Origin of the sequence: Occultella aeris (assembly GCF_902703175.1) — a bacterium.
GTDB lineage: Bacteria > Actinomycetota > Actinomycetes > Actinomycetales > Beutenbergiaceae > Occultella > Occultella aeris.
In genome coordinates this window covers 45,552-60,063 of sequence record NZ_CACRYJ010000025.1, presented here as the reverse complement: position 1 = coordinate 60,063, position 14,512 = coordinate 45,552, and the positions used below count along the sequence as shown (strand labels likewise).

Here is a 14,512-nt window from a genome sequence, read left to right as displayed (position 1 = left end):
ACTTGAGTTGGCCGCGGCGGAGCCCTGCGCGGCCTCAGGTCTGATCGGCGTTGAGGTAGGCGGCAGCTTGGAGCTTGAACAGCTCCGAGTACTGTCCACCGGCGGCCATGAGTTCGTCGTGGCTGCCGTGCTCCACCACGCTCCCCGCCTCCATGACGTAGATCCGATCCGCGCTGCGCACCGTCGAGAACCGGTGGGAGATGAACAGTGCCGTTCGACCCTCAAGGGTGTGCCGCAGACTCGCGAACAGGTCGTACTCGGCCCGTGGGTCGAGAGCGGCCGACGGCTCGTCCAGGATCACGAACGGCGCGTCCCGGTAGTAGCCCCGCGCGATCGCCACCCGCTGCCATTGACCGCCGGAGAGGTCCCGTCCGCCCGTGAACAGACGCGAGAGCGGAGTCGCATACCCGTCCGGCAGGGACTCGATCGCCCCCGCAGCACCTGCGGCCCGCGCGGATGCGCGCAGACGGTTCGGGTCCGGCGGTCGGGACACGTCACCGATCGCGATGTTGTCCTCGGCGCTGAGCGCGTACCGCACGAAGTCCTGGAAGATGACTGCGATGCGGCTGCGCACGCTGGCGAGCGACCAGGCTCGGATGTCGGTCCCGTCCCATCGGACCGCGCCCTCGTCCGGTGTGTACAGGCCGGCGAGGATCTTCGCGAGGGTGGTCTTACCGGATCCGTTCTCGCCGACGATCGCCACCACTTCGCCTGCCCGCAGTTCCACGGTGGCACCGCGGACGGCGGGCTGATCCGAGCCCGGGTAGGTGAAGTGGACCTTGTCCGCGGCCACGACGGCGAAGCCGGTCGGCGCTTCGGGGCCCTGCGAGTCCTCCTTGGCCGGCTCTGCGAGCCGGAGGAATCCCTGGAGGTCCTCGAGGAACAGACCCGACTCGAAGATCCGCTGGACCCCCGCGAAGAGGGCCTGGACCTGGCTCGCGAGCATCCGGATCGCAACGATGGCCGCGCCCGCGCCGGCGACTGTGACCTGACCGTCGAGGATCAGCCATACGAGCGCGGCGAGCGTGAGCACCAGCACGATCGCGCTGCCCAGGTTCCCGAGAGCGGAGAGGGTTGCACGGCGGCGCAGGTGGGTGCCGAGGGCACCCAGGTACGTCGCGTAGGCGGCGTCGAACCGGCTGTGGAGCCAGTCTGCGAGGTGGAAGGCGCGAATCTCCTTGGCCTGGTCTCGCCCAGTCTGGACAAGCGTCAGATACTGACGCATCCGCAGCACCGGGGTCTGGGCCACCGAGAAGTCGAACTCCAGCCTGCTCTCCCGGCGGCTGGTCAGCAGCACCGGTAGCCCGCCGACCAACAGGAGTGGCAGCAGCAGCGGGCTGATGCTCACGAGCGCCGCGCCCACGCCGATGCTGGCAGCGAGGGCACCACCCATGGCGATCAGGCCCTGGGTCACCTGGTACGGACGCGACAGTGCGTTCGACTGCACCCGTTGGAGGCGATTGAAGAAGTCGGGCGACTCGAAGTTGCCGAGTCCGACCCCGGTCGAGACGTCGAGCACCTGGTCCCACATCGAGCGGGCGACGAGTTCCCCGAGCATCCGCTGCATGTGACCCTGCACGGCGCCGATGATCGACGTCACCGCAGTCAGCCCTGCCAACACCAGCACGGGCGCCCACAGCGACGCCGTCGCACCGGCGGCCTCTTCCAGATCGAGGATGGCGGTCAGGACCGCCTGCACCGCGAGCACCTGACCGGCGAGCGCGAGCGCCGCGGCGACCTGGAGGACGAGCAGCCCGACGAACAGCCCGCGTCCGGACGCCCACACGAGACGGACGCTCTGGCGGATGAGGATGGACAGCCGGCCCAGTGACTTGCGTTGGGAGCGCGCTTGGGCGCGCAGCGTCACGGGGTCGACGTAGTCGTCACCCTCGGCAGCCGCCATCCACGTTCTCCTCGCCGTATGGACCGGCTCTCATTGAATCAACAGAAGTAGCGGCCCGTGCCCGGTATCGGGCCCAAGATTCACGCGGAGGTTGGCTGGCGGTCCGGTCCGGTCGACGGGCGGATCCGTTCGGGGTGGCTGTACACGTTCAGACGGTCCGTCCGCGAGAAGCCGATCAGCGTCAACCCCGCCTCCTCGGCAAGGTCCACGGCCAGCGACGAGGGTGCGCTGACCGCGGCGAGCAGTGGAATGCCGGCCATCTGCGCCTTCTGCACCAACTCGAACGAGGCACGGCCGGAGACCTGCATGACGGTGTCGGTCAGCGGCAGTCGACCTTCGCGCCAGGCCCACCCGACGACCTTGTCCACGGCGTTGTGGCGGCCCACGTCCTCCCTCACACACAGGAGCCTGCCAGTGGCGTCGAAGAGTCCTGCGGCGTGGGTCCCGCCGGTCCTCCCGAACATGGCCTGTTCAGCGCGCAGGCGATCCGGAAGGTCGAGCAGTACGGACAAGTCGAACACTGCGGAAGGTGGCGGCACCGCCCGGTCGAACTGCGGCACTCGGCCGAGAGCCTCGATGGAACTTGTCCCGCAGATGCCGCACGAGGACGAGGTGTACACGCGGCGTTCGGCCGTGACGGAAGGGCCGGGCACGCCAGGCGCGAGCGTGACGTCGACGATGTTGTAGGTGGCCTCACCGCCGGCCGCCACCCCGGGCCCGTACCCGATCCTGGTCACGTGGTCCGGACGGTGCAGCACGCCCTCGGAGACGAGGAAGCCGGCGGCCAGGTCGAAGTCGTGGCCGGGTGTGCGCATCGTCACGGTCAGCGAACGCCCGTCCACCCGCAGCTCCATCGGCTCCTCGCCGGCGAGCGTGTCCGTGCGCACCCGTTCGGTGCCGTCCGCGAGCATCGTCCGCACCCGCGAGCGACTCGTCGCCCGAGTCATCGTCGCCTCCACCCTGCTGCGGTCACGAGGGCAACGCTACGCCGCGTCTGCACCGGCGGGCGTCACCCGTCGTCGCTACGATCGGAGGACATCCCTGAGGAGGACCGATGGCGCAGGCGCCGCGTACGGGCATCGACGAGAGCCAGTTGCGGGTGGGCCCGCCGAAGCGCACGTCGGTCGGGGTACCAGGCATCGCGCACGCGATGTCGGTGGCCTTGGATCAGATGGGACCGGTGCGATCGGCGCGGACGCTGCTGCGCGTCAACCAGACCGACGGTTTCGACTGCCCCGGCTGCGCGTGGCCCGAGAAGAAGGAGCGGCACACTGCCGAATTCTGCGAGAACGGGGCCAAGGCTGTCGCGGAGGAAGCCACGAGACGGCGTGTACCGCCGTCGTTCTTCGTCGAGCACTCCGTCGCGGACCTGCGCACGAAGGACGACTACTGGCTCGGGCAACAGGGCCGCCTCGCACACCCGATGATCCTCGACGCCGGCGCCACGCACTACCGGCCGATCTCGTGGGACGACGCGTTCGACGAGATCGTGGCCGAACTGCGAGCCTGCGACCCGGACGAAGCGATCTTCTACACCTCTGGCCGCACGTCCAACGAGGCCGCGTTCCTCTACCAGTTGATGGTGCGCGGTTACGGCACGAACAACCTGCCGGACTGCTCGAACATGTGTCACGAGTCCTCGGGTTCGGCCCTTGGCGAGACGATCGGGATCGGCAAAGGGTCGGTGTCGCTCGAGGACGTGGAGAACGCGTCCCTGTTGATAATCGCCGGGCAGAACCCCGGCACGAACCACCCTCGGATGCTCAGTTCGCTGGAGCAGGCCAAGCGAAACGGCGCCGTGATCGTCGCAGTCAACCCCTTGCCCGAGGCGGGCCTGCTCGGTTTCCACAATCCGCAGACGGCGCTCGGGTTGACCAAGGGGATCGAACTCGCCGACGACTTCCTGCAGATCCGTCTCGGCGGGGACCAGGCGCTGTTCCAGGCGCTCGGCAAGCTGCTCCTCGAGGCGGAAGCAGAGGGGCGTGCGACAGCGGGCCGCGACACCGTGCTCGATCACGAGTTCCTGCGCAGCTCGGTGAATGGGTTCGAGGAGTACGCGGCGCACGTCGGAGCGCTGGACTGGGCTGAGGTGGAGACCGCCACCGGCCTCACCCGCTCGCAGATAGAGGGCCTGGGCGAACGGCTACTCGCCTCGCCCGCGACCGTGGTCTGCTGGGCGATGGGGCTGACCCAGCACCGACACTCGGTGGCGATGCTGCGCGACATCGTGAACGTGCTGCTGCTGCAGGGCAACATGGGCCGACCCGGTGCGGGCGTGTGCCCCGTGCGTGGGCACTCGAACGTGCAGGGTGACCGGACGATGGGCATCTTCGAGCGGATGCCCGCCAGCTTCCATGACGCACTGGACGCAGAGTTCGGCTTCGCCTCCCCGCGCGAGCCGGGTGCGGACACGGTGGCCGCGATCGAGGCGATGCGGGACTCCCGCGCCAAGGTGTTCCTGGCCATGGGTGGCAACTTCGTCAGGGCCACGCCCGACTCGGCCGTGACGGAGGAGGCCATGTCCCGGATGCGGCTGACCGTCCAGGTCTCCACGAAGCTGAACAAGTCGCATGCAGTCACCGGCCGCCGCGCGCTCATCCTGCCCGCCCTCGGGCGCACCGACCGGGACACCCAGGCCGGCGGCGACCAACGGGTCACCGTGGAGGATTCGATGTCCATGGTGCACGCCTCCCAGGGCCGGCTGGAGCCGCCGAGCCGGCACGTCCTGTCCGAGGTCTCGATCATCTGCCGGCTGGCGCAGCGATTGTTCGCCCGGCCAGAGGATGCGGACGGCCGTGGCGCGTCCACCGGCTCCGGTGCCACCGAAGCCGACGGCGCCGCAACCGGTCCCATGGGCGGTGCCGCGCCGGACGCCTGGCGCCCGGAATCTGGCGCTACCCCGAGCGTCGGTGGCAGTTCGCCCACCCACACGCCCCCACAGGTGGACTGGGCCGCGCTCGAGGGTGACTATCGGCGCATCCGCCGACACATCGAGGCGGTCGTGCCCGGCTTCACCGACTACGAGTCCCGGATCGACGAACCGGGTGGGTTCGCCCTGCCCCACCCGCCGCGCGACTCGCGCACGTTCGCGACGCCGTCGGGCCGTGCCGAGATGACAGCGAACGCCCTCGACTATCCGCGGGTGCCTCCTGGCCGGCTGATCCTGCAGACCATCCGCTCCCACGACCAGTTCAACACCACGATCTATGGCAAGGACGATCGGTACCGGGGCGTGCATGGCGGCCGCCGGGTGGTCTTCGTGCACACGGACGATCTGGCCGAGGCGGGTGTGGCCGACGGCGATCTGGTCGACCTGATCTCGGAGTTCGAGGGTGTCGAGCGGCGTGCGGAGGCATTCCGTGCGATCGCCTATCCGACGGCCCGCGGCTGCGCGGCGGCCTACTTCCCAGAGACGAACGTGCTGGTGCCGCTGGGCTCCTTCGCCGAGACCTCCCGGACCCCGACGTCCAAGTCGGTGATCATCCGCATCGAGCCGGCAGTCGACGCGCCCTGATCAAGTCAGTGTGCCGAGCAGCCCTTGCAACCCGAGGCTCGTGCCCATCACGATCAGCCACAGCAGGCCGCCGAGGAGCAGTGGGGTGGCGCCGGCCCGGCGCAGCGCGGGCAGGTCGGTACCCAGGCCTATCGCGGCCAGCGCCATGGTGATCAGGAAGGCCGCTACGGACGCGATCGGCGGCTGGGCAGCGGCGGGGATCAGACCGAGCCCGTTCACTGCGGCCACCGCGAGGAAGCCGACCAGGAACCACGGCACCAGGCGCCACAACCGGGGCGATGTGGCGTCACCGGGCTCGGTGGGATCCGCGGCCAGCCGATCGCGCCGGCTGACCAGCGCCGCCAGGACGGCGACGATCGGGATGATCGCGAGGGTCCGGGTCAGCTTGACCACCACGGCGGTGTCGGCGGCGCCGTCGCCGAAACTGGTCGCGGCGGCCACCACCGAGGACATGTCGTTCACGGCCGTGCCCGCGAGCAGTCCGAAGCCTTCCGGGCTCATCCCGATGAGGTGGCCGAGCGGCGGGAGGGCGAGCACGGCCGCGATGTTGAACACGAACACCGTGGACAGGGCGTAGGTCACCTTCGTTCCCGCCGGCCGCAGCACCGGAGTGACGGCGGCGATCGCCGAAGCGCCGCAGATCGCGGTGCCAACGCCGATCAGGGTCCGCAGGTCCGAGTCCACACGCAGCGCCCGGCCGAGGAGCGCGGCACCGGCGAGCGCGGCGACGAGCGTGCCGATCATCACAGGCAGGCCGCTCGCGCCCACCTCCAGCACCTGCCGGATCGAGAGCTGCGCGCCGAGCAGCACCACCGCACACTGCAGCAGCAGCCGGCTCGCCGTGGCCAGCCCCGGCCCGATCGCTGGGTGGTGGGCGACCCTCGGCGCGCACACCCCCACCAGCGCGCCGACCAGCACCGCGAACACGGGGCCACCGATCAGCGGCAGCACGTGCCCGACGGCGGTCGCCACCGTGGCGATCAAGGCCGCAAGAAGTAGACCAGGGAGGCGGGAGCGGTGCCAACGAACGGTCTGCGCCGTCGGCGTGGGGGAGCGGAGCACCGATCCAGCGTGACGCCACCGGCGGCACGGCGGTACCTAGTAGTTCAGGAGATATCCATAGGCATAGGCTATGGGAAGACGAGGAGGACCGGCCGTGCCCACCACAGTGCCCACCGATCTCAGCCTCGACGCCCTGCGCCTGCTGGTGCTGGTCGCCGACCATGGCAGCATCTCCGCAGCGGCGCGCGTCGAGCAGATCTCGCAACCCTCGGCGAGCAACCGGATCAAGCAGCTCGAGCGCCGCCTGGGCCTGGAGCTCCTGGACCGGCGCAGCCGCGGCGCCGAACTCACCGAGCACGGACGGATGGTCACCGGCTGGGCGCGCGCCGTCGTGGAGGCCGCGGGTGTGCTCGTCACCGGGGCACGGGCACTGGCCGCCGAGAACGAGGGCGACGTGGCGATCGCGGCAAGCCAGACCGTCGCCGAGTACCTGGTGCCGATCTGGCTGGCGCGGTTCCGGGCGCTGGACCCCGACGCACGGGTGCGGCTGCGGGTCGCGAACTCCCGTGACGTGATCGCCACGCTCCGGGGGAGGGAGATCGACCTCGGGTTCGTGGAGGGCCCGACGGTGCCGACTGACCTGGTCCGGCGCCGGGTCGGTGCCGACCGGCTGCTGCTGGTGGTCGCCCCCGGCCACCCGCTGACCCGGCGGCGCCGGCCGGTGGGTGCCGAGGAACTGGCGCAGTTGCGGCTGGCCTCCCGCGAGGCGGGGTCCGGCACCCGGGACGCGCTCGGTTGGGCCCTCGGTCGCGAACTCGAACCCGGCGTCGAGCTCGACTCCAACGCCGCCGTCAAAGTGGTGGTCGCCTCGGGCGCGTACCCCGCGGTGATCAGCGAGCTCGCCGTGGCCGCGGAACTGCGGGACGGGCGCCTGGTCTCGGTCCCGGTGACGGGCGTGGACCTGACCCGGACCCTGCACGCGATCTGGCGCCGAGGATGGCGTCCGCCGGCGGCGATCGATGACTTCCTCGCCGTCGTCCTCGGGAGACGTTGACACATCTGAAAGAACTCTTGCGAAAGAGTTCTTTCAAGTCTACAGTCGTCGACATGAAGATCGAGGACCCGCGCGCCATGCGCGCACTGGCGCACCCGTTGCGCTTCGCGCTGCTCGAACGGCTCGCCATCGAGGGCGAGGCGACCGCGACGGAACTGGCCGCGCTCACCGACTCGACGCCGTCGAACTGCTCCTTCCACCTGCGCACCCTGGCCGAATTCGGCTACATCGAACGGGTGCCCGGGCACACCGGCCGGGACCGACCGTGGCGGGTGGTCGACATCGAGCAGAGCTGGGACGACAACGGGCCCGATGAGGAGTCCACCGCCGCGGTGCGTGCCCTCGGGGCGACGTTCCTGGAGTGGGAGACCACTCGGATCAAGGCCACGCAGCACGTCCCGCCGCCCGAGCGCTGGCAGGGCAATCTCTTCCAGTCCGGCGCCACCCTCTACGTGACGCCAGAGGAGGCCCGGGCGATCGGTGACGAGATCGGCGAGATCATCATGCGCTACGTGCCCCGCTGGAAGAACCCCGAGACGCGCCCCGAGGGCGGCGAGCTGGTCCGGGTGTTCGCCACGAGCTACCTGGTGCCCGAGCCCGGGCAGCAGTCCGAGACCGCCGATGGAGCCCAGTCATGAAGGACGTCCTGCGCATCGCCACGTTCCGCCGGCTCCTCGGGGCCTGGACCATCGGCAACCTCGCCGACAGTGCCCTCTTCCTCACTCTTGCGATCTGGGCGAAGGACCTCTCCGGCAGTTCCGGAGCGGCCGGGCTCGTGTTCCTGGCCCTCGGCCTGCCGGCTCTCACCGCACCCCTGCTCGGGCTGCTCGCCGACCGGGCCCGACGGCGGTCGCTGCTGATCGCGGCCAATCTCGCCGCCGCCGTGGTCGCCGCCTCCCTCGTGCTCGTCGACGGCGCGTCGGACCTCTGGATCATCTACGCCGTCGCGTTCGCCTACGGGGCGCTCGGGATCCTGAACGGCTCGGCCCAGTCCGGGCTGCTGCGCGACCTGCTTCCGGACGAGCACCTGGACAACGCGAACGCCCTGCTGTCCACGATCGACCAGGGGCTGCGGATCATCACCCCGGCGATCGGCGCCGGCCTGTACGTGCTCTGGGGCGGCGGTGCGCTCGGGCTGGGCGTGGCCGCGATCCTGGTTCTGACCGCGCTGGCGCTGCTCACCGTGCACGTAGTCGAGTCCGCACCGGAGTCGCCCGAGCAGCGGGCCGGGTTCTGGGCCGAGGCGGCGGGCGGGTTTCGGCACGTCGCGAGCGTCCCGCTGCTCGCCCGGATCGTGATCGTCACGGCCATCGCGTTCGGGGTGCTCGGCGTGTTCGAGAGTGCCTTGTTCGAGGTGGTCGAGAAGGGCCTCGGCATGGAGGCCGCGTTCTTCGGGGTGTTGATGAGCATCCAGGGTGCGGCCGCGATCGTCGGTGGCCTGACCTCGGCGACGGCGTTGCGCCGGCTCGGGCCGGCCCGCACCGTGGGCGTCGCCCTGCTCGGGCTCGGCGTCGCGGCCTTCGGCCTCGCCGCGGATCTGCTGCCGATCCCGTTGCTCCCGGTGTCCGTGGTGGCGATCGCCATCTCCGGGATCAGCGTGCCGTGGCTGGTCGTCGCCCTCATCACCACCCGGCAACGGCTCACCCCGCCCCGGCTGCAGGGCCGCACCGCAGCCGCGACGAACCTGGCCATGTCGCTGCCGCAACTGGCCTCGATCGCGGCCGGTGCCGCGCTCATCACCGTGGTGGACTATCGACTCGTGATGGTCGCCGCCGGGGTGGTCCTGCTCGGCTGTGCTGCGGTGCTCGTGATCGGGCGGACGCCGACTTCCGACGCGGCGGAGGAGACCGCGGACGATGCCCCGGACCCCACACCCGATCCGACCGGGCCGGGTGAACTACCCGGGCTCGCGGCGTAGGATCGCTCCGGATCCCGTCCCCGACCAGGAGTTCACCCGATGTGCTATCCCGTTCCCTGTGCCAGTTGCCACAAGACCACCTGGGCCGGGTGCGGTGACCACGTCGACGAGGCGCTGAACGGGGTGCCCGACGACCAGCGGTGCACCTGCCCGCGCACCTGAGAAATCCCCTTCCACGGGCGGTGCGCCCCGGGGTACGGTGAATCGATGCGATACCCCGCAGCGCAGCCGTAACTCACCGTCCGGACCCTGACGTTCCGGGCGGTCGGCTTCCTGGCCACCCGGGAGGCCATCCCGTTCTACGCCGTCTACGCGCTCGCAATGTCCGACGGCCGGCTGTCGGCCGCGCAGATCTCCTCGCTGTTCGTGGTGTGGTCACTGACGTCGTTCGTGGCCGAGGTGCCCTCCGGTGCGTGGGCGGACACCGTCGATCGCCGGCGCCTGCTGGTGCTCAGCGGGCTGCTCTACGCGGTCGCGTTCGGCATGTGGCTGGCCTGGCCCGCGTACCCGGGCTACCTGATCGGTTTCGTGTGCTGGGGTGTCTCGTCGGCGCTGATGTCCGGCACCTTCGAGGCGCTGTTGTACGACCACCTGAACGCCGCCGGCGCCGCCCATCGGTACGCTGCGATCAAGGGCCGGGCGCAGACCGCGGCGCTGCTCGCCACCCTCGCCGCGATGGCGGTCGCGGGGCTCCTCGTCAGCCTCGGCGGATACGCCTTGGTGGGGGCCGTGAGTGTCGCGATGGCGCTCGTGCACACCGCCGTGGCAGCGACGCTCCCCGCGTCCCGGGCAGCCGTTCCGGCACCGACGGGCGACCACGCACCGGCCGCCCGCGACGACCACCGCCCGGGCGAGCCCGCACACGAGACCAGGCAACCGCCGTCGGACACCGGGGCCCTCGCCGGGTACCTGACGATGCTCAGGTCCGGGCTCGGCGAGGCCGTCCGAGTTCCGCGGGTGCGCCGCGTGGCGGTGGTCGCCGCCGCGATGCTGGGCCTGACCGCCTACGACGAGTACTTCCCGCTGGTCCTCGCCGAACACGGCTTCACCGCGGAACGGATCCCCGTGTTGCTCGCGGTCATCGTGGCCGGGCAGGCGCTCGGCACCGCGCTCGCCGGCCGGACCACCGGGTGGAGCTCGCGCCGGATTGCGTGGCTGTACGGCACCGGAGCGCTCCTCATCGGCGCCGGGGCGCTGGCCGGATCGCCCGCGGGGTTCGTGGCGCTCGCGCTTGGGTACGGGGCGGTCAACAACGCCTTCCTCATCGGTGAGGCGCGCCTTCAGGAGAGCATCTCCGGAGCGGCCCGGGCCACCGTGACCTCGGTGAGCGGTCTCGGGGCCGAGGTCTTCTCACTGGCGGTCTTCGCGTTCGTCGCGCTCGGCTCGACGTGGTGGTCGATCGTCGCGGTCCTCGCCCTGCTGACGGTGCCGAGCCTGGCGACGGCGGTGCTCGCCCGTCGTTGGTTGCCGCCGCATCGACCGGGTTCGGTGCCGCCGGCCGACTGAGCGGTGTCCGCACGGAGAGGTTCGGGGCTGCGTAGGACGTCAGTCGATCAGGAACAGCTGCACGTCCCCGGTGGCGACCTCCAGCACCCAGGACCAGCCGTCCGGCCGCCACTGCGGCCCGGGTGGTGGGCCGTACGCACGCAGGGTGCCGCGGCCATGCGGAGCAGGTACGAATTCGTACTCGGCGCCGAGGTGGCGTGCGTACAGGCCCGGCCGTCGGGCCTCTGGGGCCGCCCAGGCAACCGCCGGCGCGGCCTTGACCGGTGGCGGCTCGGGCGCGGCTGCCGGGCCCGCAGCCCTCTGAGGTGTGGGTGGCAGGATGGCCGCGGCGCCCAACGATGCGACGCCGCCAAGGGTGTATCCGTCACCGTCGGTGCCGTCGAGGGTGCCGAACGCCGCGGCCGTGACGGGCACGAATTGATACGTGTCCGAGTCGGTGTCGATCATGAGCAGCCGCAGTCCGGCCGCCCGCAACTGGGAGTCGATGTCGCTCAGGAGCGCGGGTACGTACCTCCCTGCCTTGATGTCCGCTCCGAGTTCGGTGATCACGCGGTCCTCGGTGCCAGCGTCCCAGGCCGGGGGAGTCAGCCCGAGGTGGCGGCACGCAGTGTCGACGAAGTAGCGGACCTGCCCCGGATCGTCCTCACCCGACCAGTCGCACCAGCCGATCGTCACCGGGTACGGCGCCTGCCCCACGCCCAGCAGCAGCATGATGGGAGACGGCGCGTCGTCGGAGAAGTCGTCGGCGAGGTCCGGGTAGCGCTCGCCGAACTGCTCAGGTCCCACCTGCGCCAGATGCGCGCTCGCCTCGGCGAGTACCCGCCGACCCTGCTCGTTCAGTGCGACGGCTGCCAGCGTGTCGATGTCTGCCACGGAAGGATCTTCGCAGGTCAGTCGAGTTCGGTGAGCCGCCCGGCGTCCAGCTGCCAGCGCCGGGTGGCTCGCACCCCGGCAAGCATCCGACGGTCGTGGGTGACCAGCAGCACCGTTCCCCCGAAGGAATCCACGGCCTGTTCGAGCTGCTCGATCGCGGGCAGGTCCAGGTGGTTCGTCGGCTCGTCCAGGACCAGGAGGTTCACGCCGCGGGCCTGCAGCAGGGCGAGGGCGGCGCGGGTGCGCTCGCCGGGGGACAGGGACGCGGCCGGGCGGCGCACGTGCTCCCCACCGAGTCCGAACTTCGCCAGCAGGGTGCGCACGTCCGCCTCGGCCCAGTCCGGGACGAGGCGTCCGAACAGCACCGGCACCGAGTCGTCCTCGTCGAACAGTGCCCGGGCCTGGTCCACCTCACCGATCTCGACCCCGGAGCCCAGGGCCGCGCGCCCGGAGTCGGGCGCGATCCGCCCGAGCAGCAGGCCGAGCAGCGTGGTCTTGCCGGAACCGTTCGCCCCGGTGATCACGATCCGGTCACCGGCGTCTACCTGCGCGGTCACCGGACCGAGCGTGAAGCCGCCGCGGCGGACCACGGCTGCGTCGAGGGTGGCGACCACCGACCCCGATCGGGACGCCGCGGCGATTGACATCTGCAGCTGCCACTCCTTGCGCGGCTCCTCGACCACGTCCAGGCGCTCGATCGCGCGCTCGGTCTGGCTCACCTTCGCGGCCTGCTTCTCCGACCGGGAGACCGCTGCGTGGATGATATGCTTGTCGTTGTCCTTGGCCTTCTTCCGGGCGTTCCGCACGCCCTTGTCCACCCAGGTCTTCTGGGTCTGTGCGCGGGAGCGGAGCGTGCCGAGGGTGTCCGCGTACTCCTCGTACGCCTCCCGCGCCCGTGCCCGGGCCACCTCCCGCTCGGCAAGGTAGGCGTCATAGCCGCCGTCGAAGACGTTCACCTGACGCTGGGCCAGGTCCAGCTCGACGATCCCGGTCACGGTCCGGGCGAGGAACTCGCGGTCGTGGGAGACGATCACCATCGGCGCCCGCGAGCCGCGCACGAACTGCTCCAGCCGTTCGAGGCCGGCCAGGTCGAGGTCGTTCGTCGGCTCGTCCAGGAGGAGCACGTCGTAACGCTGCAGCAGCAGCGCGGCAAGGCCCACCCGGGCCGCCTCACCGCCCGAGAGAGACGTCATCTGCGCGTCGAGGGCGATCTTCAGCCCGATGTCGGCGGCGACGCCCGGCACCCGCTCGTCCAGGTCGGCCCCGCCCAGACCCAGCCACCGCTCCAGTGCCAGGCTGTACGCCTCGGCCGCTGCGCCGTCGTCGGGGCTGTCCGCCATGGCCTGAGCTGCCGCGTCCATCGCCGACCCGGCCCGGTCCACACCGGTGCGCCGGCGCAGGAACGCCAGGATGTCCTCACCCGGCAGTCGCTCGGGCTCCTGGGCGAGGTAGCCGACCGTCGCCTGCGGGGGAGCGAGCACGGTGCGCCCGGTCAGCTCCGCCCCGCCGCCGCTTGCGGGGTCCTCCGAGCGCGCCGCGAGCGCGGCCAGCAGTGTCGACTTCCCGGCGCCGTTCGCACCGACCAGGCCCCAGACGTCCCCTGGTGCGATCGTGAACGTGAGGTCGGTGAACAGTTCACGGGCGCCGTGGGCAGCGCCGAACCCGATCACCTGGAGCGTGGCAGACATGATGGTCAGGGTATGCGGACGGGACGGTCGTGGCCGAACGGATATCCGCTGGTGGCCACCCGATTCGTCGTTCCCGCCGTCTGTGTTCGCCGCGTTCCTATACTGACGAGCGACCGACTCGCGCAGTCGCCGACCAGATGGAGGCACGATGCTCGACTGTGTGCTGATCGTGGTCTCCTACCGAAGCGCACAGGATGTCGCGGACCTGCTGGCCACGGTGCCCCAGGCCGTCGGCGAACTCTCCTGGCGCGCCATCGTCGTGAACAATGACCCTGCCGACGACCTGAGTGCCGTGGCCGCGCTGGCCGGGGTGGAGGTCGTCGAGTCCGAAGCCAACCTCGGATATGCCGGTGGAATCAGCGTCGGGCTGGCGGCGGCGCCGCCGTCGCGGTTCACGGTGTTCCTGAATCCCGACCTGCGCCTGATGCCTGACTCGATCGTCACGATGGCCAGGGCCGCGGGGGAGCGGCACGCCGTTGTCCCGCGGATCGTGGACGACGTCGGCGAGACAGCGCCCTCGCTCCGGAGAGAGCCCGCGATCCTCGGCTCGCTCGGTGACGCGCTCTTCGGTGATCGATGGCCGAACCGACCAGCGTGGCTCAGCGAGATGATCCGGGAGCCTGCCGCCTACGAGCGTCGAGTGAAGGTCGACTGGGCGACCGGTGCGGCCTTGCTGGTCCCGACGAGCGTGGCGCGCGAGGTGGGACCCTGGGACGCGGACCGGTTCTTCCTCTACTCCGAGGAGACCGATTACTGCCGCCGGCTACGCGCAGCCGGGTCGCAGGTGCGGTTCACCCCGGACGCCACCGTGAGTCACCGAGGCGGCGGGTCCGGGAGCTCGGACGCGCTGTACGCATTGCTCGAGGTGAACCGGGTTCGGTACTTCCAGAAGTGGCACGCTGCGCCGTCGGTCACGGTGTTCACCGCGGTCGCAGTGCTGCACAGCCTGTTGCGCGTCTCCCGGAGCCGGAACCGGCTCGCCCTGCGGGCGTTGCTCTCCGCATCGGTGCGTGCAGAACTGCCCGGGGGAGTCCGATAGCCCTCGCAGGTCAGG

General features: G+C 70.8%; 11 protein-coding genes. 6 read left to right on the top strand and 5 right to left on the bottom strand.

Features of this window, described 5'->3' with window-relative positions; genetic code table 11:
* Positions 1–34 precede the first annotated feature (34 nt).
* Positions 35–1,903 (bottom strand): ABC transporter ATP-binding protein, encoded by a 1,869-nt coding sequence (locus HALOF300_RS09030; RefSeq protein WP_156740631.1) that lies wholly within the window; start codon positions 1,901–1,903, stop codon positions 35–37.
* Positions 1,904–1,983: 80 nt separating this feature from the next.
* On the bottom strand, positions 1,984–2,850 hold the full coding sequence (fdhD, locus tag HALOF300_RS09025; RefSeq protein ID WP_156740630.1) for a formate dehydrogenase accessory sulfurtransferase FdhD: 867 nt from the start codon (positions 2,848–2,850) through the stop codon (positions 1,984–1,986).
* 107 nt (positions 2,851–2,957) lie between these two features.
* Here fdhD and HALOF300_RS09020 point away from each other — a divergent pair, with 107 nt between their 5' ends.
* Complete coding sequence (locus tag HALOF300_RS09020; protein WP_156740629.1) at positions 2,958–5,417, top strand: FdhF/YdeP family oxidoreductase; 2,460 nt, start codon at positions 2,958–2,960, stop codon at positions 5,415–5,417.
* Here HALOF300_RS09020 and HALOF300_RS09015 read toward each other — a convergent pair whose 3' ends face one another.
* Positions 5,418–6,479 carry a YeiH family protein gene (locus tag HALOF300_RS09015; RefSeq protein ID WP_156740628.1) on the bottom strand — a complete coding sequence of 354 codons (1,062 nt, stop codon included), beginning with the start codon at positions 6,477–6,479 and terminating at the stop codon, positions 5,418–5,420.
* 94 nt (positions 6,480–6,573) lie between these two features.
* Between HALOF300_RS09015 and HALOF300_RS09010 the strand changes: the two genes are divergently transcribed.
* From HALOF300_RS09010 to HALOF300_RS08995, 4 genes are all read left to right on the top strand, one after another.
* Positions 6,574–7,473: a LysR substrate-binding domain-containing protein gene (locus HALOF300_RS09010; protein ID WP_231955163.1), complete on the top strand. Its 900-nt coding sequence runs from the start codon at positions 6,574–6,576 to the stop codon at positions 7,471–7,473.
* Positions 7,474–7,526: 53 nt separating this feature from the next.
* Positions 7,527–8,111 (top strand): ArsR/SmtB family transcription factor, encoded by a 585-nt coding sequence (locus HALOF300_RS09005; protein WP_156740626.1) that lies wholly within the window; start codon positions 7,527–7,529, stop codon positions 8,109–8,111.
* Positions 8,108–9,391, top strand: a complete 1,284-nt coding sequence (locus tag HALOF300_RS09000) for an MFS transporter (RefSeq protein WP_156740625.1) — start codon at positions 8,108–8,110, stop codon at positions 9,389–9,391. Before HALOF300_RS09005 ends, HALOF300_RS09000 begins: the two co-directional genes overlap by 4 nt.
* Positions 9,392–9,712: 321 nt before the next feature.
* Positions 9,713–10,897, top strand: coding sequence for an MFS transporter (locus HALOF300_RS08995; RefSeq protein WP_197522417.1), 1,185 nt, complete (start codon positions 9,713–9,715; stop codon positions 10,895–10,897).
* A 39-nt stretch (positions 10,898–10,936) separates the two neighbouring features.
* Here HALOF300_RS08995 and HALOF300_RS08990 read toward each other — a convergent pair whose 3' ends face one another.
* Together HALOF300_RS08990 and HALOF300_RS08985 are read right to left on the bottom strand one after the other, a co-directional pair.
* Positions 10,937–11,770 (bottom strand): DUF6630 family protein, encoded by an 834-nt coding sequence (locus HALOF300_RS08990; protein WP_156740623.1) that lies wholly within the window; start codon positions 11,768–11,770, stop codon positions 10,937–10,939.
* Between the two features lie 17 nt (positions 11,771–11,787).
* A complete protein-coding gene (locus HALOF300_RS08985) occupies positions 11,788–13,458 on the bottom strand; it encodes an ABC-F family ATP-binding cassette domain-containing protein (RefSeq protein WP_156740622.1) in 1,671 nt (556 codons plus the stop codon).
* A 148-nt stretch (positions 13,459–13,606) separates the two neighbouring features.
* On the opposite strand from HALOF300_RS08985, the gene HALOF300_RS08980 reads away from it, so the two are divergent.
* Positions 13,607–14,497 (top strand): glycosyltransferase family 2 protein, encoded by an 891-nt coding sequence (locus tag HALOF300_RS08980; RefSeq protein WP_156740621.1) that lies wholly within the window; start codon positions 13,607–13,609, stop codon positions 14,495–14,497.
* Positions 14,498–14,512: the final 15 nt, after the last annotated feature.

Excerpts from the sequence above, each read along its gene's own strand:
- HALOF300_RS09030 (WP_156740631.1), bottom strand. The coding sequence starts at position 1,903 with ATGGCGGCTGCCGAGGGTGACGACTACGTCGACCCCGTGACGCTGCGC.
- fdhD (WP_156740630.1), bottom strand. The coding sequence starts at position 2,850 with ATGACTCGGGCGACGAGTCGCTCGCGGGTGCGGACGATGCTCGCGGAC.
- HALOF300_RS09020 (WP_156740629.1), top strand. The coding sequence starts at position 2,958 with ATGGCGCAGGCGCCGCGTACGGGCATCGACGAGAGCCAGTTGCGGGTG.
- HALOF300_RS09005 (WP_156740626.1), top strand. The coding sequence starts at position 7,527 with ATGAAGATCGAGGACCCGCGCGCCATGCGCGCACTGGCGCACCCGTTG.
- HALOF300_RS09000 (WP_156740625.1), top strand. The coding sequence starts at position 8,108 with ATGAAGGACGTCCTGCGCATCGCCACGTTCCGCCGGCTCCTCGGGGCC.
- HALOF300_RS08995 (WP_197522417.1), top strand. The coding sequence starts at position 9,713 with ATGTCCGACGGCCGGCTGTCGGCCGCGCAGATCTCCTCGCTGTTCGTG.
- HALOF300_RS08985 (WP_156740622.1), bottom strand. The coding sequence starts at position 13,458 with ATGTCTGCCACGCTCCAGGTGATCGGGTTCGGCGCTGCCCACGGCGCC.
- HALOF300_RS08980 (WP_156740621.1), top strand. The coding sequence starts at position 13,607 with ATGCTCGACTGTGTGCTGATCGTGGTCTCCTACCGAAGCGCACAGGAT.